The organism is Neolewinella agarilytica (assembly GCF_900110645.1).
Lineage (GTDB): Bacteria > Bacteroidota > Bacteroidia > Chitinophagales > Saprospiraceae > Neolewinella > Neolewinella agarilytica.
The window spans coordinates 150,790-176,091 of the sequence record NZ_FOFB01000003.1 but is presented as its reverse complement, the minus strand read 5'-3'; the positions used below and the strand labels follow the sequence as shown (position 1 = coordinate 176,091).

Annotated in this window: 17 protein-coding genes; 7 read left to right on the top strand and 10 right to left on the bottom strand. The window is 54.8% G+C overall.

Annotated features, from left to right (window positions below; all coding sequences use genetic code 11):
• Positions 1-185: 185 nt before the first annotated feature.
• From BM123_RS04195 to BM123_RS04185, 3 genes are all read left to right on the top strand, one after another.
• Positions 186-4,472 (top strand): T9SS type A sorting domain-containing protein, encoded by a 4,287-nt coding sequence (locus BM123_RS04195; RefSeq protein ID WP_090165609.1) that lies wholly within the window; start codon positions 186-188, stop codon positions 4,470-4,472.
• Positions 4,473-4,648: 176 nt separating this feature from the next.
• Positions 4,649-5,581, top strand: a complete 933-nt coding sequence (locus tag BM123_RS04190) for a sulfurtransferase (RefSeq protein WP_245748421.1) — start codon at positions 4,649-4,651, stop codon at positions 5,579-5,581.
• Between the two features lie 142 nt (positions 5,582-5,723).
• Positions 5,724-6,089, top strand: coding sequence for a DUF2237 family protein (locus BM123_RS04185; RefSeq protein WP_090165608.1), 366 nt, complete (start codon positions 5,724-5,726; stop codon positions 6,087-6,089).
• A 99-nt stretch (positions 6,090-6,188) separates the two neighbouring features.
• Here the strand turns inward: BM123_RS04185 and BM123_RS04180 are convergent, their stop codons facing one another.
• The 5 genes from BM123_RS04180 to tamL form a co-directional block, all read right to left on the bottom strand.
• Positions 6,189-6,845 (bottom strand): hypothetical protein, encoded by a 657-nt coding sequence (locus BM123_RS04180; RefSeq protein ID WP_090165606.1) that lies wholly within the window; start codon positions 6,843-6,845, stop codon positions 6,189-6,191.
• 134 nt (positions 6,846-6,979) lie between these two features.
• A complete protein-coding gene (gene rsmI, locus BM123_RS04175) occupies positions 6,980-7,645 on the bottom strand; it encodes a 16S rRNA (cytidine(1402)-2'-O)-methyltransferase (RefSeq protein ID WP_090165604.1) in 666 nt (221 codons plus the stop codon).
• Positions 7,646-7,740: 95 nt separating this feature from the next.
• Complete coding sequence (locus BM123_RS04170) at positions 7,741-8,340, bottom strand: hypothetical protein (RefSeq protein WP_090165603.1); 600 nt, start codon at positions 8,338-8,340, stop codon at positions 7,741-7,743.
• 54 nt (positions 8,341-8,394) lie between these two features.
• On the bottom strand, positions 8,395-9,309 hold the full coding sequence (locus BM123_RS04165) for a sterol desaturase family protein (RefSeq protein ID WP_090165601.1): 915 nt from the start codon (positions 9,307-9,309) through the stop codon (positions 8,395-8,397).
• 312 nt (positions 9,310-9,621) lie between these two features.
• Positions 9,622-12,141, bottom strand: coding sequence for a translocation and assembly module lipoprotein TamL (gene tamL / locus BM123_RS04160; protein WP_090165599.1), 2,520 nt, complete (start codon positions 12,139-12,141; stop codon positions 9,622-9,624).
• On the opposite strand from tamL, the gene BM123_RS04155 reads away from it, so the two are divergent.
• The gene (locus BM123_RS04155; RefSeq protein WP_175489243.1) at positions 12,110-12,868 is read left to right on the top strand and encodes a TrmH family RNA methyltransferase; all 759 of its coding nucleotides are present in this window, start codon (positions 12,110-12,112) and stop codon (positions 12,866-12,868) included. The two genes, tamL and BM123_RS04155, sit on opposite strands and share 32 nt — an antisense overlap.
• 243 nt (positions 12,869-13,111) lie before the next feature.
• Here BM123_RS04155 and BM123_RS04150 read toward each other — a convergent pair whose 3' ends face one another.
• The gene (locus BM123_RS04150; RefSeq protein ID WP_090165595.1) at positions 13,112-14,056 is read right to left on the bottom strand and encodes a T9SS type A sorting domain-containing protein; all 945 of its coding nucleotides are present in this window, start codon (positions 14,054-14,056) and stop codon (positions 13,112-13,114) included.
• Positions 14,057-14,230: 174 nt separating this feature from the next.
• On the opposite strand from BM123_RS04150, the gene BM123_RS04145 reads away from it, so the two are divergent.
• On the top strand, positions 14,231-15,055 hold the full coding sequence (locus BM123_RS04145) for a purine-nucleoside phosphorylase (protein WP_090165593.1): 825 nt from the start codon (positions 14,231-14,233) through the stop codon (positions 15,053-15,055).
• A 100-nt stretch (positions 15,056-15,155) separates the two neighbouring features.
• Here BM123_RS04145 and BM123_RS04140 read toward each other — a convergent pair whose 3' ends face one another.
• The gene (locus BM123_RS04140) at positions 15,156-16,322 is read right to left on the bottom strand and encodes a thioredoxin family protein (protein WP_090165592.1); all 1,167 of its coding nucleotides are present in this window, start codon (positions 16,320-16,322) and stop codon (positions 15,156-15,158) included.
• Positions 16,323-16,739: 417 nt separating this feature from the next.
• On the opposite strand from BM123_RS04140, the gene uvrA reads away from it, so the two are divergent.
• Both uvrA and pnuC read left to right on the top strand, forming a co-directional pair.
• Positions 16,740-19,580, top strand: coding sequence for an excinuclease ABC subunit UvrA (uvrA, locus tag BM123_RS04135; protein ID WP_090165590.1), 2,841 nt, complete (start codon positions 16,740-16,742; stop codon positions 19,578-19,580).
• Between the two features lie 211 nt (positions 19,581-19,791).
• Positions 19,792-20,457 (top strand): nicotinamide riboside transporter PnuC, encoded by a 666-nt coding sequence (pnuC, locus tag BM123_RS04130; RefSeq protein WP_090165588.1) that lies wholly within the window; start codon positions 19,792-19,794, stop codon positions 20,455-20,457.
• Between the two features lie 16 nt (positions 20,458-20,473).
• Here pnuC and BM123_RS04125 read toward each other — a convergent pair whose 3' ends face one another.
• From BM123_RS04125 to BM123_RS04115, 3 genes are all read right to left on the bottom strand, one after another.
• A complete protein-coding gene (locus BM123_RS04125; protein WP_245748420.1) occupies positions 20,474-22,885 on the bottom strand; it encodes a TonB-dependent receptor in 2,412 nt (803 codons plus the stop codon).
• Between the two features lie 89 nt (positions 22,886-22,974).
• Complete coding sequence (locus BM123_RS04120) at positions 22,975-24,102, bottom strand: DUF4249 domain-containing protein (RefSeq protein ID WP_139211752.1); 1,128 nt, start codon at positions 24,100-24,102, stop codon at positions 22,975-22,977.
• A 130-nt stretch (positions 24,103-24,232) separates the two neighbouring features.
• Positions 24,233-25,273: an MBL fold metallo-hydrolase gene (locus BM123_RS04115; protein ID WP_090165584.1), complete on the bottom strand. Its 1,041-nt coding sequence runs from the start codon at positions 25,271-25,273 to the stop codon at positions 24,233-24,235.
• Positions 25,274-25,302: the final 29 nt, after the last annotated feature.

Genomic DNA, 25,302 nt, shown 5'->3' with positions numbered 1-25,302 from the left:
ACCAGCGTATTTTTGTTCTCAAAGGTATTAGTGGGCGCATAATGCCCCTATTTACCAATACCTTAACCACTCTCTTCATCGTTAATCCGTAACTTGCGCCTTCGGCTGCACTTTAGGGTGGGTACCTATTCCCCGGGTAATCACATTCAAGAGTCAGACGAAGAGCTTTGCTTAGGAAACCAACGATGACCAACCGCTTTTGCAACGACCTGAAAGAGCAGTGCCTGTGGCTACTGCTGTTGCTCGCCTCCGGGGCGAGCCTGTGGGCGCAGTGCGAAGGGCCATTCAACCTCGCCTGCCAGACGGAGATCAACCTGACGATAAACGACGATTGCCAGGCCGAAGTAACCTTCGCCATGGTGCTGACCGGCGAGACGACTTGTCTGGCGGACAGCAATTTCACCATTGTTGTAGAAGATGATTTTCGGGACAACGGCGGTATGGCCGACGGCCCCGGAAGATTCCGGTACACGGTTGTGGGGCGCAACCACCCGGAGCTTATCGGCTTTGACTGCTGGGGCTTCGTCAACGTCAGTGATCAAACACCGCCGGTGATTACCGGCCTGGACGCCGGGCCGATTGACCGCGTCTGCGGCGGTCAGGCCGCCGCCGACATCAACCGTCTCCCCGCCAGCGTGAGCCGTTGCTACGAGGTGGACGGTGCGACGGGCACCATCCTGGCGGGCAGCCTGGACAATCAACTACGAAATGCACTCCTGGCCGGAGGCGGGCTACCGACCGTAACGGACGCCTGCGGCGGCACCGTTCAGGTCTGCGTCAATGATATTATAAACGCGCCCTTAACGGAGAGCTGCGGTGATACGACGCGACTGATGCGCACCTTCACTGCGACACAGATTACCGACGGGGAATCCGTTGCACCTGCGGTGAGCGCCCAAACCATCCTTTTCCTGCGCCCGCAACTTGCGGATCTGCGCGGAGTGGAAGAAGTAACCATCATTGATTGCCTGGAAGGCGACGAAATTGGCGTCAATCCCCTACCCCAACGGACGGACTTCCCCTTTTTCGTTTCCAACAGCGGGCCGCTTTACCTGAATGAGAATGTCTGCGATTTTGTCGTTGATTACGTCGACGGCGAACGCATTTCGGGCTGCGGCAAGAACTACGCCTTTGTGCGCACCTTCCGGCTGCTTGACTGGTGTTCCGGCGGTGTGGATACCACCTTCAGCCAGGTAGTCCGGGTGGGCGACCGCGAAGCCCCCGTCATTAGTCCTCCGGTACAAGACAATGACTTTGACGGAATGCCTGACCCAGGCCCGCTCCGCTTCCCGACCAACACCGGAGAATGTACTGCCATCATCAACGTGCGGGGCAACGGCGTTTCCATCGAAGATGGCTGCAGCGATAGCCCCGTGCTCACCGCCGTGGTTTTCCTCAACGAAGAGCTGGACAACTTCCCCCTTGGCCCCTTCGGCAACAACGCCATCGACATTTTCACCACGCCCATTCCCGTCGGCACCCACTTACTGCGCTACCTCGGCCGGGACGCCTGTGGCAATACCGGTACGCTCGACGTAATCATTGAGGTCTATGATGGGGTTGGCCCGGCAATGGTCTGTGAAGACGGCTTCAACGTAAGTCTGGACGGCAACGGCCTGGGCGTTTTACCCGCTGCGGTACTCGATGGCGGCACCCGCGACGGTTGTGGCGCCTTCAACCTGCTCGTCAGCCGCGTAGACGAAAACGACGAGCCCACCACGGCGCCTGCTCCACAGCTGGTATTGAGCTGTGAAGACATCGGCGAAGTGCGGGTAATGCTGGAAGGAACGGACAATAGTCCGGTGCAAAACAGTAATCGCTGCTGGATGACAATCACGGTCGAAGACAAAGCCGAACCGGTTTGTATTCCGCCGCCAACGGTGCGCATCAGTTGCCTCGACTTCTCGGCTCAGCTACCCAAGGACCTGGCCATCGCCTACGCGATGGACCCAGAGACCATCGGCCCCCGGCTGGACGCAGCTTTCGGCACGGCCACCGGCCGGGATAACTGCCCGGAAACAACGACCGCCCAATCCATCGGCGGCGAACTCGGCGACTGTGGCACTGGTCGCTTCACGCGCCTTTTCCGCATCAGAGACGGCGGAGGCTTCACCCACCAGAACCCCTGCCGGCAGGTGGTTGACATATTACCCTACAACGAGTATACCATCCGTTTTCCGGGAGACCAACGCTACACCTGCCGTGAACTCCCCACCCCGGAAGACCTGCTGGCCGTAGAGTCCGGCTGTGAGCTCCTGACGATTAATACCAGCGTAGACACCTTGGTCGCTGACGAAAGCGCCTGCTATAAACTCCGCCTCAACCACGAGATCATCAACTGGTGTGAATACGACGGAAACTCCCGTGCCTTTCTGATTCCCCGCGACGCGAACGGAGACGGCAACCTGGCCCAGGCCGTTTACCTCCACATCGAAGCGGGTGATGGAGCTACGCTTACGGATGATCAGGCGATCATTGACCAGGATGCCACCCCCGGCAACGGCAATGATCTCGGAGCGCTCATCTCCGATTACGGCAGCTCGACCCGCCGGGGCTTTTTCCGCTACCAACAGTTTGTGACCGTGCACGATGACGAAGCACCCACGCTGAACATCCCCGAGCCCGACGCAGGCAGTGCCTTTACCGAAGATTGTCTCGGTGGCGTTATTCTTGAATTTACGGCCACGGATGACTGTGGCACGAGCCATACTACCGTCAGTGTCGATACGGACGTTTGGGACCGGAACGGTGACGGCAACATCACGGGAGCAGACTTTGTGGCGGACCGGGAAATTGCCACCACCTTCTTTGAGGGAGAACCCGAAACCGGTGTTGAAGTATTCATCCGCAGGCTCTCCATCGGAGATCACCTGGCCCGGGTGATGAGCTCCGATGGTTGTGGTAACAGCACCGTCCGCTTCGTACCGCTCACAGTAAAAGACGATAAGGCCCCAACACCTTCCTGCATTGGGGCGCTAAGCACAACGCTGGCAGCTGACCCGGATAACGGGGGCATCGGAATTGTGTGGGCAACGGATTACATCGCCAGCCCGGCAAGCGTTTGTACGCCCTCGGAAATCACCTACGCCATTTACCGGGAAGAAGAAGCTGCCGTACCCGGCTTCACCCCACAATCTGACCAGTCGAATTTAACCGTTAGCTGCGTAGACATCGGGGAAGTTCTCCTGCGCGTTTACGCCTTTGCGGAGAGTAACGGTCAGAACGGCTTCTGCAACGTCTCGCTGAACGTAAGAACCAACAACGAAATTTGCGAAGACCGTAATGGCATCATTGCCGGTGTGATTCAAACGGAGCAGGGAGAAGCCATGGAAGGCGTTGATGTCTATAATGACGGCCACAGTACTACCCAGCGGCAACAGACGAATGAGAACGGCAATTTCCTCTTCAACGGGCTGGAGGAAAGCCAGGACTATACCATTCAACCCCTGCTAAACGCTAACCCGATTAACGGAGTATCCACCCTGGACATCAACCTCATTGCCCGTCGCCTGCTGGGGGTTGACGACGGGCTTTCGCCCTACCAGCTCATTGCAGCGGATGTGAACAACAATGGTCAGATTACGATCCGCGATCTGATTATGATCCGGGAAGTCATTTTGGGTCTTGAAGAGGATTTTGCCAACAATAACAGCTGGCGGTTCATCCCTAAAGACTACGATTTTCCGGACCCGACCAACCCCTGGTTGGAGCGATTCCCGGAGGTTGCCAACTTCAATAATCTGGAGGGGCAGGAATTCGTGGAGTTTATCGCCATTAAGGTGGGGGACGTCAATGGTAATGCGTTACCCCACAACAGCAACGCCCTGCCTCCGGGCACTGGCAGCGGAAATATGGCCACACTGGAATGGCAACAGGACGAGCAAACGGAAGCCTGGGCGCTGTACGCAGGTGCAGAGGAAGGTATGAGAGCCATGCAATTTAGTTTGGCACTGCCAGCTAAGACTTTCGTCCGTCCTGGTCTTATCTCTGCGGCGGAATACACCTATGATGAGCAGGGACATCTCCACGTAAGCTATGCTCCCGACCCCTTATCGGACATTCCCGCTAACCGGCCGCTGCTGACCTTAAGCAGCCCGGAGCTGAGCCAGGCGCCTGACTTCCTGCAAGCGCCCGAGGCACTTGCCGCAGAGGTTTATTTCGAGGACCTTTCCACCCGTCCCCTGGGTATGCTTCAGATGGGCGAAGACCGCCCTTCGGCCACCGCCAGCCTCTTCCCCAACCCCAGCCGGGCGGCTACGCGCCTGAGCTTTGACTGGCCCCGGGCGGAGGTCCTTACCCTCAGCGTACATGACCTGGCCGGTCGGGAACTTCGCCGACAGCGACTGACGGCCACCCTGGGACATAACCAGCTTACACTTACGGCAGATGCTTTCGGTGCGGCGGGCGTTTACCTGCTTCGGCTGGAAGGGGATGCCGGGCAGACGGTAGTGTTACGGGCGGTGCGGGAGTAAGCGAGAGTATGCTCGCGGAGGACGCGGAGAGGAGGAGATACGCGGAAGGAAGACGCGGGAGTGATGTCTCCCCTAAAAAAATGTTGCCGAAATGGGGAACAGACACTCTCTTGCGCCTCAACTCCTTCGGAAAACTATCCCCTTGAGAATTACACACCTCAGAAAGTAATAGTCGCTTGGCAGGCAAATTTTCCGGAGGAGCTGGAGGAGAAGAGGAGTTGGAGGAGAAATCGCTCAATTATTGTTGGCTGCCCTATCTTTCCGGATATAAGCCATTACCGATGCCCAGCCTTCCTACCCCCATTATCTCTGCTGAAGAATTGTACCCATTGACGGGACAGTCGGACCTGCTAATCCTCGATTGCCGGCACAACCTCTTTGACACCGGCGCCGGGCGCCGGCTCTGGGCCGAAGCCGCCCTGCCCGGCGCTCAGTATCTGCATCTGGATGAAGACCTCTCCGGCCCCATCCTACCCGGCCAAACGGGCCGGCACCCGCTACCGGAGACTGCCGACTTTGCGGCAGTGATGGGCAAGCTCGGACTGGAGGCCGCGACTTACGTGGTCGTTTATGATGACAAGGGTGGCGGCATCGCCGCCCGCCTGTGGTGGATGCTGATGGCCCTGGGCCACGAACGGGTGGCCGTGCTGGACGGTGGTATTCAGGCGTGGGAGGCAGCGGGGTACCCGCTGCTGCCGGGCAAAGAACGGACCGGAGCGCCAACCCAACCCCGCTTCCCCAACGGGGATTTCCCTGGCACCTGCGACCGCGCCCAGACGGACAAACTACGCCAAGACCCCGCTTTTACCCTGATCGACTCCCGTACCGCCCCCCGCTACCGCGGCGAAGAGGAACCCATTGACCCCGTTGCCGGCCACATCGAAGGCGCCATTAACCTGCCCTGGCCCGACAACCTGAAAGACGGAAAACTTCGCCCACGGGAAGAACTCCGGGAGCGCTTTGCCGTTCTGCAGGCAGAGGCCCGTCAGAACGTATTCTACTGCGGTTCCGGCGTAACGGCCTGTCACAATATCCTGGCCTATCACTACGCCTACGGGGAAATGCCCGGCCTCTACCCCGGGAGCTGGAGTGAATGGCTTATTGGTTAGTAGTGTAGTGCTGTAGTTTTGTAGTAATGTAGTGCTGCCGCTCGGCAATGTGCTTCTACTACGAACAGCAGCACTACAGTACTACCGACTACAGTACTACCGACTACAATACTACATTACTATTCCCCCCTCAAGCCCTCCCATGCCCAACAACGTACTTGGAACTCCTCTCATCGGCTGCTGCATTGATCCTATGACCGGATATTATCGTGATGGCGTCTGTAATACCGGCCCTACGGACAGTGGTCGCCACGTTGTTTGTGCCATCATGACGGAGGAATTTCTCCTGTTCACCAAAAGCCGGGGCAACGATCTCTCTACCCCCCGGCCGGAGTATCAGTTTCCTGGTCTGAAAGCCGGTGACGGCTGGTGCCTTTGTGCTCTGCGCTGGAAGGAAGCCTGGGAAGCGGGCGTCGCCCCGCCCGTGAAGCTGGAAGCTACCCACGAAAAGGCCCTGGAATACCTTGATTTTAGCGCATTGCTGGAAGCGAAGGTGGTGAAGGAGTGAATTGGGGAACAAGAGAATGGGAGAATGGGAGAATGAGTAAATGCGGTAAAGCCATTCTCTCATTCTTGCATTCTTGCATTCTCTCAATCCTGCATTCTCTCATTCGAATACTTCCAGTCCTTCGAACAGCTCATCCAAGTCATCAAAGCTTTTATAGCCGACCTTTTCCTCACTACTCCCACGTACAGCGAAGCCGGTGAGCGGGTAGGTCTCTTTTATGGTCACCGGATCATTGCCGGCGGTGTCAATCTGCAGCAGGCAGGGGCGGATGGCCAGCAATTCGCGAAGGTTATCCAGGCTGAAGGGGCTGCCCGCCGCCAGGTCTTGCCAGGTGATGCCGCCCTGTTCAAAATCAAGCAGCACGAGTTCAGCTTCGGGGTGCTCCCGGATGGCATCCGCTACATCTTCGGCACTTTGGTAGCCCGCTACTTTTACGTGAGAGAAGACGCGGATACCGGCGGCCTTCAGGGCTTCAGGCGCGGACGCAGGTGCCGTGGAAGCTACGAGCGCAATGTTGATATTCTCCGCCTGCAGCGTCGTGGCCCAGGCGCTTCCTTCATCGATGTTGCCCAGCTCCGCGACGATAGCCGGCCCTTCAATCCACTCTCTCAGAGCGTTGAGCATATCCAGGCTGATGGCCTCGCCATCGGTCTTTTCCCCAAGGGGGAAGGCAAGGTAATCCACTTCCCAGGCGGCGAAGTAGCGGGCGTCCGTAAGGTGGGTAATGCCGGAGGCAAGAAGTTGGGTAGCTAGCATGGGGCAAAGGTAGTTTAGTAGACGGTAGATTGGTAGACAGTAGTCGGTAGATTGGTAGTCGGTAGTCGGTAGAGATGTAGAGCCTCCCTTCTGCAATTTTGCCGTCTACAAAACTACAAACTACCGTCTACTATCTACTTCCCCGCAACGACGACCACAATTTCCCCTTTCACCTTGCCCTTGGCTTCGTAGTGGGCTTTCAGCCCGGCCAGAGTATCGGTCGTAATCTCTTCGTGGAGCTTGGTGATCTCCCGGGCGACGCAGGCGGTGCGCTCTTCCCCGCAGAACTCGGCCAACTGGCCGAGCAGCTTTACGATGCGATGGGGGCTTTCGTAGAGGGCGAAAGTATTGGGTAGCTCCGCGAGGTATTTCAGCCGCGTTTGCCGTCCCTTTTTGTGGGGCAGAAAACCTTCGAAGTGAAAACGGTCGCAGGGGATGCCGCTGGCCGCCAGCGCAGGTACGAACGCTGCCGGACCGGGCAGGCAGCTGACTGCCACGCCTGCCTCCCGACAGGCCCGTACGAGCAGGAAGCCCGGATCAGAGATGCCCGGGGTGCCGGCGTCCGTAATCAGGGCGTAGGTAGCTCCGTCTTTCATGTCCTCCACTAGCTGGGGGGTAACGCCGTGTTCGTTGTGGGCGTGGTAGGCCCGCAGTGGGGTATCGACTCCGTAATGTTGTAAAAGCGGGCGACTCGTGCGGGTATCTTCCGCCAACACCAGGTCAGCTTCGGAGAGTATCCGGATGGCGCGGGCGCTCATGTCTTCACGATTGCCGATGGGGGTGGGAACGAGGTAGAGCACGAAATGGGGAGTTGAGGAAGTTCAGCGGAAGTGCGAAGAACGGGCTAAATACGCTGAAAAGCATCAGGCCAGGCTAAGAATCTGCCTGACTAAGGTTAGTCCTCATCCAAATAATAGCGAACGGCCCGACGGGTAATCTCCAGAGTTACCCCGAAAGCAACGTGGCCGGCGATCTTTTCTAACTTGTCATCCGCAGCGTCCTTCACCGTAGCGGGGGCTATGCCCAGAACAGGGAGGGCCAGCTGTTGGGTGGTAGCCAGGAATTTGTCCTGGCCCATGTCTTTCACTTCAGGAACGGCTTCCACGGCCAGCCCGTATACGCCACCGATGAGGGCTCCCATGCCGAATTCCACAAAGGTTTCAGCGATGTCCTCCTCTTCCTCCGTGAGGTCAATGTGGGTAAATGCTTCGGCGGCATTGACGGCCGCTTCGGCGTAGTCGTCTTCGATCTGCCGTCTTTTAGGGGCGATCTTTCCGTCTACGAGCATTTTCACCCCTACGGCCACCAGGCCGCCCAATACACCCGCCAGAAACCCTTTACCAAAGTTCTTATCCCGGGTTCTTTCTGTCTTCGCCATAAATTGATCGACGGAGTCAATCTTGCCTCCGGAAAATTGCTGAATCTGCTGGCTGTCAATGTTCCCTGCGGCATCCTTTACGGTGTCGATGATCATTTGAAGCGTGGAAGTGGCCATGAAGGGTCTTTTGGTCTGTTAAGAGAACGAAGAGAGGGGGGCTAGGTTCGATGTTTAACCGCCTGGTTTGATTGTTTTTTTTAACTGTTGCTCTTCCTGTCGCAGTTGCTCACTGGTCTTACGGCTACCATCATGGCTCCAACCGGGTGGGCCGAAGAGATAGCCTAATCGGCTCCGCCAATCCGGAGCCAACCAAACATCCCGCCCGATGGCGGCCCATTCATGGGTCGCGATTCGTAGCGGGTTGTGCGTATGGATGTTGCTCACCAGGCCGTATACCGGTTTCTCTTTTTCCGGGGTGAAGGTCCCAAAAAGACGATCCCAGATGATGAGCACTCCACCGTGGTTTCGGTCCAGGTAGGCGACGTCGCTTCCGTGATGTACCCGGTGGTGGCTGGGGGTGTTAAACAACCATTCGATGGGCCGCCAGAATTTGTCAATGGCTTCAGTATGTATCCAAAACTGATAGATAAGGCTGAGGCTTCCGAAAATGGCAATCATGATGGGGTGAAAGCCCAGCAGTGGCATCCATGCTTTAAAGATCCAGGCGCCGGAGAGATCGCCGGTCCAGGTTTGCCGCAGTGCCGTGGAGAGGTTGTATTTCTCACTACTGTGGTGCACAACGTGGCTCGCCCAGAAGTAGCGGATGGAATGGCTCCCCCGGTGAAAGGCGTAGTAACTTAAGTCTTCGGCAAAGAAGCATAGTACCCACACCCACCAGGCATGCCCCAGATCGAAAAGCCGAAATTGATACAGGAAAAAGAAAGCCCCGATGGTAATGGTCTTGGTAAACAAGCGGATGATGGCGTTACCAATCCCCATGGATAGTGAGCTTAGGGTATCTTTAGTCTCATACCAGTCACGGTCCTGCCAAACCGCTACTCCTATCTCTAACAGGAGCAGAAGCAGAAACCCGGGGATAGCGTAGTGGATGGCTACGGGGTTGTCCAGAAAAATGAAATCAGGCATGACGGAAAAGATGATCGACGCAGAGCAAAATTAGCGAAATTTCGCTTACTGGCGTTTCACCCCCCCCTTTGGTGTGTATAGCAAATTGCACTAACGAAGTATAAACGGCCCCTCGACTACGCCCTCCACACCCTTCGACTTCTATCTCGACTCCCTCCGGTCGCTCGATATCCGCTCAGGGACCGGTCGGGCTCCGCTCGGAGACCAAAGGGAGTCGAGATGGTAGTCGAGGGGCATTCGCGCAAATTGTTATCCTCCCCTTGCACCTGCGCAACCGCGCCCAAAAAATCTCCATTCCTGAAACTACGCCTACTAAAAAGGATACCCCAGCCCCAACTGAAAGGTAATATCCCGTAAGCGGAAGCCCCTGAAGCTACTCCAGTAATCGCTTTCCAGAACGTCATTACTGTCCCGGTCAAGCGGTTCTCCGAAGCCATCATTCGGATAGTTGTAGCGAAGCGGCACGGCAGCATCCAGTCGAAAAATGAAATAACTGAGGTCGACCCGGATTCCGGTACCCGCCGCAATAGCCAGCTGTCGGTAAAAGGGTTGGAAGAGTACACTGCCATCCGTACTCAGCTCTTTACGGAGTCTAAACTTAGAGCCGGGTCGCCCGCCGTCTTCATCATCGTCCAGGGTCCAGATGTTGCCAATGTCCGCAAAAATGGCTCCCCGAAAGAAGGAGGCAATGGGGAAGCGATATTCCAGATTGAGTTCCAGGCGCAGGTCCCCCGTTTGAAACAAGCGCAGGTTATTGTCCGTGTCCAGGCTGAGCGTATCCACGTAGCCTCCCGGCCCCAGCCCACGCGGTGCCCAGGCCCGCATGGAATTGGCTCCTCCGACGAAAAATTGCTTCACATAAGGCACTTCGTCATTACCGTCAAAGGGCTTAGCCGCAGCAGCCAGGAATCGAGTGGCGAAACTGCTCAGGGGGGTATAGTTTTTGTAAAAGCGGACGTCCGCTATCCCGAGGTAGTACTTTGAAAAAGTGGCCCCTTGTTTTGGAGTTAGAATGGTATCGTCTTCCCGGAAAACATTCAGCAGCCCATTGAGCGCTGACACTTCTGCCCCGGCCACCTCAAATTGCCCGTTAAACGTAATCGACCTTCCTTTATGATCCGACCGCCCTACCCGGCTGTATTCAATATTCCGGAACAGTACAGAAAAAAAGTACTGTTCCCCAAAGCTCCGTTCCAGGAACTGATTTTCTCTCAGGATAGCATTAAACTGCGGCTCCGTTACGGGATCAAGAATATTAATGGCCAGGTGATTAATTCGATAGCGGGTAGTTGCTGACCGTCGGAAGTCATAGCCCAGGCTGGCGTTGAAGATCGTGTAGGAGTAAAAATTTCGAATCAGCAGATATTCATAGCCCAGACTGTAGCGGGTGTTCGCACGTTCCCGTAGCTGGCTGAGCAAACCATCGGAAACCATTTTACCTCCCCAGGGGGCCGGCAACTTATTCATCAGCCGGTAAAAGCCAAAATCTTTAAACCGGGGTAAATACAGGCTTACATCCGCTCCCAGGTCGATCGTATTGAAAAAAGCGCCCCTCCTCGACCCGAAGCCCGGGTTAATTTCCACCCCCGCCCGAAGGCTGGTGACGAGTAACTCTGCCCCCCCGAGCAGATTTCGGTTTTGAAAGCTGGGCCGAACACTCAGACCAACAAGGTTTCCGGCCCGAACCGGGCCACTGCGGTCGGTGTAACTGACGTCCAGATCAGCACCAACAGACATGCGCTCACTTGGCGTTAGCTGTATCTGGTAATTGATGACCTCACTGCCATCTCCTTCAATTTTGGAGTTAATCCTCACAAAGCGGTAAATCCCCAGCCCGTTTAGCGAAAGCCTTGTTTTTTCCAGGTTCTCCCGCTTGAACAATTCTCCGGGTTTCAGAAAAATATTTTTACGCAACAGTTCCGGTCGCATTTTAAACTCCTTCTTATCGGAGGCAAACCGTACGCCGTCAATGATGGTATCCAGTAAAAACGTCCCCCGGTCAATGGCCAGAGGGTTTACATCCGTCAACACCAGTATTTCTCCTACCCGATAGCGCTTGTAGTTTTCCTCTTGCTCCGGTGGCAACACGTTGAAAAACACATCGGCATAACCTGACCGGCGGCTGGTGTCAATCTCCAGCTTATCGAAGTTGGTCGCCGTAAAGAAGGCGTAGCCGTGGTTATTCAGGTAATTCCCGAGTCGGGCTTTTTCCTGATCAAACTTATTGAGGTCAAGCGGCTCTCCACTTACCAATAAAGTTTCTTGCTGGGCTTCCTCCAGCAGGCTGTCAATTAAGGGATCCGGGCTGGCGAAGACCACCGAATCAATGATGAACCGACGGCCTGGCTGTATGTGATAAATCAGGTTTACTTTGCGTTTTTTACCCCGATCAGCTTCGTGGTAAGCCGTTGCGTTGAAATAACCGAGGTAGCGCAGGTAGTCCGTCATGGCGGCTACCGAACGGCGGCTAAGACTATCACTATAGATCGCTGGCTCCTGCCCGATGGTTCTGCGCAGGAAGCGATCAATGCGGGTGGTGTCCCGTGGTTTGTCGTTATCGAGGTAGAAATATTCCCGGGGCCATAAGAAAAGGAAATTACCGTTGGGCTGCTGTTTGGCAATGGTGGAAAGCTCGTAGGTAATGTCCGCCCGGTTAGTCAATGTGGCCCCTTTCTCTATTTTTACCCGCTGCGAGACCAGTAGTTCCTGATTAGGCGCCAGATATTTGGTAGTATTGCAGGACGCCAGGAAGGCCGCCAGTAGTATGGCTGGCCCAACCAGGCGCAAACTTCGCGCCAGTATGCCCATCAGCTCCGGTACCATTAAGTTCATAAGCAGCCTTCGTCAGAAAAAAGTTAGGCAAAACTACCACAAATTCACCGCCGAAGGGGGACGTATTGTGGAAGAACTGTTGGGGCAGTCCCGATACGTCGTTGACCACCTCTATGCGCTCGAGTCATGGGTAGCGGAGTTACCCGGTGATCCCGGCGTTCCATTAACGACCGTTACCCCAAAAGAATTGGGTAGAATCTCCCAATTGAAGACCGCCAATCAGGTTTTGGCCGTGGTGGACATCCCCCGGGAGGCAGAGCAATTACCAGCCTCCATCGCAGAGGGCTGGTCTCTTTACCTGGATGGCATCCAGTCACCCAGCAACCTGGGGGCATTATTGCGCATTGCGGACTGGTTCGGCTTCCACCACGTCATCGGTGGCCCGGGTACGGCTGATCTGTACAACAGCAAAAGTGTGCAGGCCTCGATGGGCTCCTTCCTGCGGGTACATTTTCGTCAGGGGCAGTTGCAGGAGATTACGGAGCGGTTCCCGGAGTTGCCCGTCTTCGGCGCAGATTTGAATGGTGAGAACATCTACGAGCTGCAGGCACCAAAGCAAGGCTTGCTCGTCATCGGCGCGGAAGGCCCGGGGGTGAGTCAGGCGGCGCGGACGCAGGTGCAAAGATGGTTAACCATTCCGCCCGCTCCGGGGCGGCAGGCAGAGAGCCTGAACGCTGCCGTTGCGGCGGGGATTCTCTGCGGGGGGCTGCGGTTTGGGGGAAAATAAATCCTGTATAGACATCCCCAGGCAGGTTGTGCATCACCGTAAGTATTGGCCGCCTGTTCAAGCACTTTTTCCAATCGCTTGGTTAAATAGCCCCTATAAAAAGCGATCAGCGGACCGCATTCAGAACTCTTCCTTCTGAATGCAGTCCGTTGATCGCTTAAAGTCTTGTCAACTCTTTAAAACACAGTCATCACTTTCAGGATCAGGGATAGTCCCCATTGTTTTAAGTAGGCTGATCTGCACTTATTTAATCACCAGGCGAACGGGCTTTATTTCTTTACCCGGAACACGTAGGAGGTAAACTCCTGCAGCAATATCATTCGGAACGATCGTCTGACCGCTTTCCACCGTTAACTGTCGCAATACCTGACCGTTCATTCCGAGAAGGTCAACCCGGGATGCCTCCGCTACGCCCTGAAGACGAATCGTTTGACCAGCTTTGCCAGGGTTAGGGAATACACTCAACCCTGAAGCAGCATCCGCTTCCCAGCGAACGCTCCGAATACCAAGCTCCCGGTTTGCGCCACTAAAGTCCCGCTGCGTCAGGCGGTAGTAAACGTTTCCGGAGAATGCCGGGACATCACTCACTTCGTAAGATTGCGTTGTAAACGCGCTTCCACGGCCATCAACAATTGTTACGGGCTGAAAGCTAAAGCCGTCATTACTTATTGAAATCTCAAAGGATTCATTCTCGAATTCCTCCGCGACAACCCAGGTAAGCATTACTTTTTTAGCCATAACCCGTGCATCAAAAGAAAGGAGAGAAACAGGTAAGACTCCGTTTGCTAATTCGGCGGCTTCACCAAGCGTTGTTGCTCCCCCAACCATTTCTGCATTGAGGTCATCAAGATCCGGGGAACCATTTTTACCGAATGAATAGGGCGTTCCTCCGACGATTACCGTCAAGTCGGTATTACCCGTTCCCGTGACAAAGGATGTAGAGGCATCTACCACTGTCTCTGCAGGGAGCGTAAGGTTGACCTGATTTCCAAGGTCTACCGTAACTCCACTAAGATCAAGAGGACCAGGAACGTCCATATCAGCCGTAACCATGATGATGCCATCGGCAGGATTGGGCAAACAAGCCGCAAACTCCGCAGCCGTGGAAGCGGTACATTGAGCTGACAGGATCGAGCTAGAGCCAATAAGAAATAAGAAGGAGGTTAAAAAAAGAACTGGATTGTTCATAACATGGGTATTTTTCCTGAGTCGCCTCAGAAGTGAAAAAAAACCACATTAGCCAATTACTAATTTCAACACTTTTAGAAATCACAGTATAGAACTCTAAATATAGCAGTTAAAAAACTAAAACACATCGCTATTCGCTTATCTTACCTAGTTTTGTAATTTACCCATACCAATATGTCTCTGTACAACGAAATTCAGGAATGCCTTGCCTTCATCCAAAAAAGGTCCACTACCAAGCCAAAGCTCGGCATCATTTTAGGTACGGGATTGAGTTCTGTAGCTGATGATATTGTAGTAGAGCGGGAGTTCATCTATGGGCTCCTACCCTATTTCTGTACTTCTACCGTAGACTCTCACCGGGGCAAACTCATTCTGGGCACGCTGCATGGCGTGCCGGTCGTGGCCATGGCTGGCCGCTTACACTATTACGAAGGTTACAGTATGCAGCAGCTTGCCTTCCCCGTCCGGGTCCTTGCAGCGCTGGGTATCGAGCACCTTATTATCTCGAATGCCTCCGGCAGCGTGAATGCTGACATTAACGCCGGAGACCTCATCTTCCTCCGCGACCACATCAACATGCAGCCGGAAAACCCGCTGCGGGGTGCTAATGATGAGCGCCTTGGCCCACGTTTTCCGGATATGCTCCATGCCTACGACCGGGAGCTCAACGCCTGGGCCATCGAACGGGCCGCTGATCACGGTCTTAAAGGTCACGAAGGCGTCTACCTTGCCCTGGCCGGCCCCAACCTGGAAACGCCCGCGGAGTACAAGATGGCCAATATCATCGGCGCAGACTGCATCGGCATGAGTACTGTTCCCGAAGTACTGGTAGCCCGTCACGCCGGCCTTCCGGTATTCGTTATCTCCGTTGTCTCCAACAAGTGTTTCCCCATTGCAGAGATTCAACCTACCACCGTGGATGACGTGATAGAGACCGTCAAAGCCGTTGAAGAAAAACTACGCAAGCTGATGAAAGACGTCGTTCAGAAGCTGGGCTAAGCTTTACAAACGAACATCCAAATAATACCGGACACCACAAATACGGAAGCGGTATCGGGAATATCCCCGGTACCGCTTCGACAGTAAAAAGGCAGAAGGTCTACTTCTCCTTCAACAGTTCTTCTGTGTCTTCGTAAGGCACACCCGCTTCCTTGGCGATCACGATGGCCTTTTTAGCTGTTTCAACTGCTTTAGCCCGGTTGCCCACCTTATCATACAATCTGGCGAGGGTATCAAGGCTATTGTAGTTTTCTTCCAGTTCCACAGACTTAATGGCCCAGGTCAGTGCTACTTTCAGAGCAGCCATATCTTCACTGTTTTCAAAGATGCTCCAGGCAGCTTTATCCAGTTCGTAAGCATCTTCACTGGGGTACGCATTGAAATACGCTAATGCTGCGGGTACGTAAGCGTCCATATCCCGGCTCTGCTCAGCGTGCAGCATTCCGTAGTGCGCCATCAGGCGACCTCTGATCGGAGCGGCCCACTTCGTATAAACAGTTTCCATTTTTTCCGCCGGGGGTAGCGCCCGGACGCCTGCATCTCTCATATATTTAGTAATCAGGGAGCGCTGCATCGTCATCATATAGCTGGCGCTACCCGCCGTCTTAATGGCCGCATCTGCATGTTCTACGAGATAAATCATTCGCTTATCACCGGGCTCACCGGGGTTATCGAGAATCATCGTCATTATTTCGGGACTGGACCAATCTTTCTCTGAATCCAAATAAACCGAGATAACCTCTCCGGCCCGCTCCTGCTCATAAACATCGGTCAGGGTTTGCGCGTACATTTTCACAAATTCGGGACTACGCTCACCAGCCTTATAGCGTGCGTTTAGTGCACCGAGGTTATTATCGCTTACGGCAACATCAGCCAGGGCAAGAAATTTATCCTGCGGGATGTACCCCAGCCCCTTGTGCACGATATCACCGTTGCCGTCCACGAAAAGGTAGGTGGGATAAGCCACTACATTGTAGCGCCTGGCGAGCGCAGGGCCTTCTCCTTTTTCCATGTCAAACTTAGCGTTGATAAAACGCTCGTTGTAAACCGTTCCTACCGTGGCATCCGGAAAGATTTTAGCCGCCATCATTTTGCAGGGCCCGCACCAGGTCGTGTAGGCATCGATGAAGATCACCTTATCTTCCGCTTTGGCCTGCGCCAGAAGCTCTTCGAATGGTTTTTCCACGAATTCCATTCCTCCTCCCTTTTCCTGAGCGGATAAAGAGAAGGTAAACAGGAAGAGTAGCAGGTAGAAAGAGTACTTCATAATGTTAGTAGTTATTATGTACCGAAAATAAGGGGTTCTCCGGGCATGACACCTAAAACGGGGCTGTCTTTAAGATAATTGTAAGGAACGCGATAGCCCGGGAGGTAAATAGCGGCCTAATTCAGGGAGGTCAGGGCAAGGCACGGGATCATGGCTGCTGAACGAAGCCAAAATACAGGTGCAAGAGTAAGCTCGTGCAGCGCCGCTGGCGCTGGAGCTGAGCAAGCATCCAATGCTTTACAAGCTACGCATTGCACCTGCGTGCTCGCCCCTTTCTTTTTCAACAAAAAAGAAACTACTTTCTGGTTTTCTAACTATTTTTGTCTCCCGCTACTAATTATCCCGGAAAGTTGAACTACCACCGGGGAAATTGCTTTTGCAGAGTGAATACCTGCCAACCGTCCAAAAGACTACTCCTTGTCCAAGAATTCCGATCTCTCCGCTGCCGACCTCCGCACCTCGATATTCATCAAAGGTGCTGCTGCGAACAATTTGAAAAGCGTGGACCTCGTCATCCCGAAGAACCAACTCGTGGTGGTGACCGGTGTCAGTGGCAGCGGGAAGTCAAGCATCACCATGGACACCCTCTTTGCTGAGGGCCAGCGCCGGTACGTTGAGTCTCTAAGCAGCTACGCCCGCCAGTTCCTGATGCGGATGAAAAAGCCCGAGGTAGACTACATCCGGGGCATCTGCCCGGCCATTGCCATTGAGCAAAAAACGACGACGGCCAACGCCCGGTCTACGGTAGGCACCCTCACCGAGATTTATGACTTCTTTCGGCTGCTCTACGCCCGTGCCGGACGAACCTTCAGCCCCATCAGCGGAAAGGAAGTAAAACGACATCGGGTAACCGACGTCGTTGACCATATTCTCGCTATGGATGAAGGTTCCCGCGTTCACCTATACGCTCCCCTGCCCCGGGAATACGACGATCGTACCCTCCGCCGGGAACTCGAGCTCCTCGTACAGAAAGGCTATACCCGCGTCATGGCCGATGATGAGGTAAAACAGATAGAAGACATTCTGGAGGAAAACCTGCCCAGTCTGGCTAAAACGTTGATTGAGCTGGAGGATCACGAAGAAATGATGGTGCTCATCGATCGTTTTATCGTCAAAGCCGACGACGAAGAGAACAACAAACGAATTGCGGACTCCGTACAAACCTCCTTTAGTGAGGGCGGCGGAGAGGTGATCGTTTATCTGGACGCCGATAACTGGACGGCCTGGAACAACCGATTTGAGCTGGACGGCATGACTTTTATGGAGCCCAGCCCCAGCCTGTTCAACTACAATAATCCGGCTGGCGCCTGCCCTACCTGCGAGGGCTTCGGCCGCACGATGGGTATTGATGAAGACAAGGTCATCCCCGATCCCTCCAAATCCGTATACGACGGTGCAGTGGCGCCGTGGTCAGGGGCGACCTTCGGCAGCTGGCAGAAAGACTTTCTCCGGCAGGCCAACAAGTTTGAATTTCCGGTCCACACTCCCTATGGCGACCTGACCAAAGATCAGCAGCGGGTCCTCTGGGAAGGTAACCGTCATGTGGGGGGTATCACTGACTTTTTTGATCAGCTCGGTAAAAAGCTGTACAAAATCCAAAACCGGATCATGCTGGCCCGCTACCGCGGCCGGACCACCTGCCACACCTGCCGGGGTGGTCGCCTCCGTCGGGAAGCCGAGTACGTGAAGGTGGGGGGCACCGCCATCACGGAGTTGATTGATCTGCCGATTGATCAGCTACAGACCTACTTCAAAAATATCAAGCTCAACGAGCATGACGCCACCATCGCCCGCCGGCTCCTGCTGGAGATTAACAACCGGCTGAAGAGCATGATGGACCTTGGCCTGAGCTACCTTACCATCAACCGGCTGAGCAGCACGTTGAGTGGCGGCGAAAGCCAACGAATCAATCTGACCCGTACGCTGGGCAGTAACCTGACGGCCTCAATGTACATACTCGATGAGCCGAGCGTCGGCCTTCACCCAAGGGATACGGAACGGCTGGTAGCCGTCCTCCGCCGCCTGCGGGACCTGGGAAATACCGTGCTCGTCGTCGAACACGAGGAAGGTGTTATTGCCGCAGCAGACTACCTCATCGACGTCGGCCCCGCCGCGGGTATCCACGGCGGAGAGATCGTCTTTGCCGGCCCCTACGAAGACATCCATAGTGAAGCAGCCGACAGCCTGACGACGAAGTATATGAACGGGACGATGTCCGTCCCCGTCCCCGAACAACGCCGCCGCCTGACGAACTGGCTCAACATTGAAGGAGCCCGGATGCACAATCTCAAAAAGATCGACGCGAAGATTCCGCTCAACGCGCTGACGGTCATCTCTGGTGTTTCCGGCAGCGGAAAGACCAGCCTGATTAAGGGCATTCTTTATCCCGCCCTCAGGCGGGAGTTGGGGGAAGGCTCCAGCCAGGCACCCGGCCCGCATGCCGGCCTGAGTGGAGACCTGAAAATACTTACGCAGGTGGAGATGGTCAGTCAGAGCCCCATCGGTAAGTCCAGCCGGTCAAACCCGGTCACTTACGTCGGAGCCTACGATACCATTCGGGCCATGATGGCGGATCAGCAGTTGTCCAAGATCCGGGGCTATGGCCCGGGTCACTTCAGCTTCAACGTTGATGGCGGCCGTTGCCCTACCTGTAAGGGAGAAGGCGAGCAAACGGTGGAGATGCAGTTTCTGGCCGACGTTCGCCTCGTCTGTGAAGAGTGTAACGGAGCCCGCTTTAAGCGGGAGCTGCTGGACGTAAACTACAACGGAAAAAACATCTCCGAAATTCTGGACTTAAGCGTGGATGAGGCAGTGGACTTTTTTGCTGAGGAGGCTTCCATTAGCAGAAAACTCAAGCCGTTGCAAGACGTTGGCCTCGGCTACATCACCCTCGGGCAGGCATCCTCCACCCTCTCCGGTGGCGAAGCCCAGCGGGTGAAGCTCGCCAGCTTCCTCACCAAAGAGAAAAAGGGAGAGCACATCTTCTTCATTTTCGATGAGCCTACGACCGGACTGCATTTTCACGACGTAGCCATTCTGCTTACGGCCCTGAATGCACTCGTGGAACGAGGGCACACCGTGCTGGTCGTCGAGCACAACATGGACGTAATTAAATCCGCCGACTACCTCATCGACCTCGGCCCCGAAGGCGGACGTGATGGAGGGCACATTGTTTTCCAGGGCACACCGGAAGCCCTGGTGGAAAACGGAGAAGGGTTTACGGCGGGGTATTTGAAGGAAGCCTTGGCGGGCAACTAGTACAGTATAAACTAAGTATTCGCTGGTTCCTGCTTGGTCTTTTGCCCGCTGGCGTCATGACAAAACAGGTCCGTCCCGCAATACTGCGGGATGCACCGGTTTTTTCATTTAGCCAGCAAACAAAATCCCGGCGCAAAAACCTATCTCAACTTAGTTTACACGGTACTAGTCCTTGTCATTACCTCCCTGACCATTTGATGATTTCCTTCCCATGCCGCCATCACTCCAACGTACTTACTGGCCACTCGCCCTGACGAGTCTGGCCCTCGTATTCTGCCTGGCTACGAAGACGGATTGGCTGACGACTTCAACCGTTGTATCCGGGGTGGCCTGTGTGTCGCTGATTGCCATTGGCAAGCGGCTTGGCTATCTCATCGGGCTGGTCAGTAGCATAACTTATGCCTGGATTGCCTATCAGAACGGGCTCTTTGGGGAAGTGGGGCTAAACATCCTGTTCTACCTGCCCACGGGTGTTGCCGGGTATTTTATGTGGGCAAAGAACGAAGCCAACGGGACGGTAAACATGCAGCGTTTGGCCAGCCGTCAACGACGATGGCTTGTGCTTGGCTCCGTATTGGCCACGATAGTTCTGGGCCTGGTATTGCGGGCAATCCCCGGACAGAATTCGCCCTTTGTAGATGCCGCCACCAATGTACTCAGTATTATCGCCACCCTCCTGATGATGTGGCGATTTGCGGAGCAGTGGTGGCTTTATGTAGCACTGAACGTACTGACCGTCTCCCTGTGGACCATCCGCTACCTGGCGGATGGATACGCAGCAGACAGAATGATATTCCTCTGGTTAATCTATCTGATCAACAGTGTATTTGGCCTGATTATCTGGGCGCGGGGCGTTGAGAAAAGAGAGAATACATGATCCTCCTTTCAGCCCTTCACTCAAAATTAAAGCTATAGGTAAGGCTGGCAATCGGCGCGCCGAAGATTGTCAGCTCAAAACTCTGCAAAGGATTAGTGTTCACTACACCCGTACTTGGTCTCGTCGTAACCGGCACGTAGTAAGTGTTGAAGATATTTTTACGCCCGTAGAGATTGTAGACGGTAAAAATCCAGTCTCCCGTCCAACGTCTCTTTTTAAGTTTAGGGTTATGAATCCGCCAACTGAAATCCAGTCGGTGGTAAACGGGTAGCCGGTCATTGTTGCGCTCCAGGAAAAGCGGTACACTGAGATCATTCGATATTACGTAGCCGTTCGGAGCGGTATAAGGCCGGTTCGTTTGCAGCGTGAAATTGAGGTTAAAGGTATTGGCCGGGCCATCCTTGGCGGAGATACTTGCACTCAGGGTGTGCGGCTGATCAAAATAGCCGTTGTACCATTCCCCCCGGTTGATCCTGGTGTTGAAGGTAGACCCTTGCACCCGGTTTTGCACCCGGGCGTAACTATAGTTGACCTGGCTCGTTACCAGTCCTTTTGTCTCCTTCATCGAGAGCTCAATCCCGTAAGCCCGGCCCTCCCCCTGCAGCACATCTGTTTCTACCCGAGGGGTAAGAAAGAAGTCAGCGCCCGGTTTGTATTCAAGCAGGTCATCAATTTTACGGTAGTAGCCCTCCAGGCTGAACTCGTAGGCACCGCCGTTGATAAGCTGATAAATTCCTGCGCTGACGATCTGCGCCCGCTGCGGCCGGATGTTATTATCCGATACTTTCCATCGGCTCGTCGGCAAAGGGGTAGTTGCGTTGTAAATATTTTGCAGGTACTGCCGCGTCATGGCAAAAGACGCCTTCACATTCGTTGATGGCAGCAATTGATAGCTTAGGCCCAATCTTGGCTCCAGCCCGTCATAACTGTTCATCACCCCGCTGCCTGCCTGGGTCACGTCCTCCAATGTGCCTTCAGCCAACTCCTCTCCTGCCGGATAAGTACGGACGGAGCCAGGACCCAGCTGATCGAATTTAGTGTACCGAACGCCCAGGGAAAGCCGGAGCTTATCCGTCACCGTCCACTCGTCAGCGAGGAACAAGCTACTCTCCAGTGCCTGCTCCTGATCCAGTTGCTGGGCCAGGAGTGATTCCGAACCGTTTGGCTCCAGAAATCCGGGATTCAGCTTGTAGTGGATCAGTTGGAAGCCGCCCGTAAACTGGTGCCCACCCCCCAGGCGGTAATCAAGCGAGTTTTGCAGGCTCCGGTACTGAATTCGGGAGCCGTAACGGATTTTACGGTCTTCTTCTTCCTGTGGAAACAGAATATTAGGTTGGTGGTCGCTACTAACGAGTCGGGAAGACAGACTCAGTTTATCGTTGATCACCTTAAGCCAATCCAGCGTCCCGTTCAGGGTGTGGTAATCGTACTGATTGCTGGTAGCGGCAATGCCGGCGAAGTTGTTCAACAGGTCAATGGCGTAAAAGTCCTTGCTGTAGAAGCCAGAAAGCGTCACGATGTTATTCTCGTTGGCGGTGTAGCGCAACTTCACGGTTCCGTCCACAAAGTTGCTTTGGGTGTTTTTGAGTCGTTCCACGAGGCCAAAGATGAAATCATTAAAGCCCGCCCTGCCGGCGGCCAGCACCTTCAGCCGCTTGTCTTTTGTCACCGGGGTTTCTACCGTCACGCGGCTGGAAATGAGGCCCAGACCTCCACTTAGTTTGAGGTTATCGCTGGTGGGGTTCCGGGTCTGAACGTCGACCACCGAAGAAAGCCGGCCTCCAAAGCGGGCGGGGATGTTCCCGCGATAAAGGTCAACACCGCCTACGGCATCGGGCGTAAATACCGAGAACAAGCCGAAGAGGTGGGTAGGGGTGAAAATCGGTGCGCCGTCCAGCAAAACCAGATTTTGGTCAATGGTTCCACCACGAACGCTGATGCCATTGCTCACCTCCCCGGCGGAGTTTACACCGGAGATCGTCTGTAGCCCCCGGAACACGTCCACCTCACCCAGGGCAACGGGTAATACCGCCAGTTCCTTCAGGGTGAGTCGTTCCACGCCCATGAGGGGTCGGAGCTGCCGTTCACTGGCGTCGTCGGTAGTGACCGTAACTGTTTCCAGTGTGGCGGCAGTGGGTCGTAGCTCGAGCAGTAGTTGGCGGTTGGCGGAAATCGTTTCCCTCAGCGGATCGCTTTCGTAGCCCAGGGCGGAAGAATTGATCGTGATGGGACCGTAGGGCAGTTCAATTCGCCAAATGCCTTCAATATCAGACGTTCCTCCCGGCCCGTTTTCAATCTGCAGGCTAACGAAGGGTACGGGCTTTTTCGTTTCAGCATCCCGGGTAAAAATGCGAACCTCATAGGTTTGCTGGGCGGAGAGCATACCCGAAAAGAGGAGCAGAAAAGCATTAAATAAAAGTGGACGCATACGGGACATTTAGAAGAGAAGGCGGGCGCGGACGCCGGTGCAAAGTGGGTTGAATAGCAAAGGAGGCTTAGCCATTGAATCGGCGATCATCATTCCTCCCACCCTTCAGGTTCCGTGGAGGTCCAGCGTGGCCCGGAGCAGGGAGCTAATGGCGGGCAATCCATAACACAGTCAGGGGCCGGTTCCAGGCGGATGTCCCGGTCAAAAGGCAGAGAGACACCGTCTACCGTCGCCCGGTCAATAAATCGCCTTTCGGCTGCGACCGAGACGGCACCGAAATACCCCAGCACGGTCAGCTCCTCCCCGGCACCCAGCTCACGCATATTACCGACCAGAGCCGATGGAATGGCGGCGTTCAGCCCGCCGCTCTCCGTCGTCAGTTGTTTTAGCAGGCTGTTGTACTCGTAGTTTTCCCGGCTCAGCTGCAACTGAGAGACCTCGATCAGCAGACCGCCGTTAGGCCGGTCAAAATCCTCATACCCCACCAGCAGATCACGGATTGGTAATCCCTGACTGAACTGGTCGCTGAAGAGTTGAAAGTCGAGCGGATTACTTACCCCCCAGCACTGCCCCTCGCAGAGATAGTCCCAGCGTTCCGCAAAGCGGGCACTGCGATGGCTCTCGCACTGGCCGTTGCGATAGCGCTGAAAGTAGCAAGACTGGCAAACGTCCACGAGCTGAAAGGTCCGCCTCGACCATTGGTAAAAGTTATCCCGGCCGGCCGGGTCGTCGGCATCAATCAAGAGTCGGAAAGCAGGAATGAAAGCATCCCGAACCACGTCGAAATAAGCCTCTTGTTCAAAGCTTATTCGGAAGTCAGCGATCGGCACGGGCTCCGGCATCGTTTCCGGGCTTGATTCCAGTATCTTTCCGTCAGGAGTCTCTACTCTGATGTGGTAACTCCTTCCGGGCACGCCGGTAAAATTCTCCGGTGGGTAATAGTCGATAGTTCCCGCATTTGCCTCCCATTCTACTGTCTGCCCCTGATCATCCACGGTGCTCACGCGGGCGCCTTCTAAGCGATTAAGGCGGTAAACACCGTCTACTAACTCACTGAGGCTTACGCTTACCTTACCGTATCCATCCTGGTTAGCGATCCGCCCTTCCACGAGATAGAAACCGTCTTCGAACTGATAGACGGGGTCTATCTGGTCCGCACAGGCCCACATCAATATCAGGAGCAGGGGCAGGCCCGGCAAAAGCAACTTAACACGCATAATTTTTCTTTTCCGGTGGCTTTCCTTGGCCACTGAATAAAATTAAGCCTTTGCTGCGTAGCTATTTTCCCTCATTGGGCGACTCTCGTGTTTTTGAATACCTCTGATTACCAAGGCCTGCAGACGCCCGTCAGACGAGGTAATACGGGGCATTAACGGCCGGCTGTAACAGCCGGTTTTCCAGCCCCGCCTCCCCCATCAGCCGCTCCGCCCAGCGGATCGGTTCACTCGCCGGCTCATTACTCAGGTCGTAGGTGCCGTGGTGCATCGGCCACCAGAGTTTTGCCTTCAGGTCGAGGAATCCCTGGAAGGCTTCAGCCGGGTTAGCGTGGTTTTCTTTCATCACAAAGTCAGGGCGGTAGGCACCGATGCCAAGCATCGCTACGTCAATGCCCGGAAACATCGTTCCGATCTCCGACCAGTAGCTCGTCTCGGCGGAGTCTCCGCCGAAGTAGATGGTCTGCTTTGCTCCTTTAACCTCCTCTGCACCCTGCGTTCCTGCGCCCAAAACTTCAAACATAAAACTGCCCCACAGGGAACGGTTGAAGTCCGTCAGCCCGCGCCGGCACCAATGCCGGCTGGGCAGAAAAGTGATCCTTACGCCCGCTGCTTCTGTGTCAAATTGCTGATACCAGGCGGCTTCTTCGATGGGCGTATCCCCTACCCACCCACCAATGGTTCGGCTCAGTCGGAGCGGACACAGAATTTTCCGGATCGGATTATTGGCCACAATGGCCCGGATGCATTTTTTATCGACGTGATCCCGATGGTCATGACTCAGCAACAGATAATCCACGCCCCGAATATCCTCATAGCCAAATGGAGGAAAAACCCGCCGGGGAATAAAGGGCATATCCGTCAGCTGCGGGTCGATCAGAAAGCGAACACCCTTAAACTGCATCAAAAAACAAGCGTGGCCCAGCCACACCACCCAGTCTCGCTCCCGGTCTTCCAGATAGGTTACGTCAGCCGATACTTCCGGCGTCCAGGTGTCGGCCTTCTTCTCCGCCCGCAGGGGGTTGGGCGTGAAAAGCATCTTCAACACCATGGTCCAGTCTGGCCGAAAAGAGTCTCGGTCGTACTTGAATTCTTTGTCGGCAAAAGGATTACCCTTCCAGCCCTCAGGAGCACGGGGATGAAGAGGAAGATCGGGATTGAGGAGATATTGCATCTACAGAGTTGGAGGTTGGTCGACTAGTG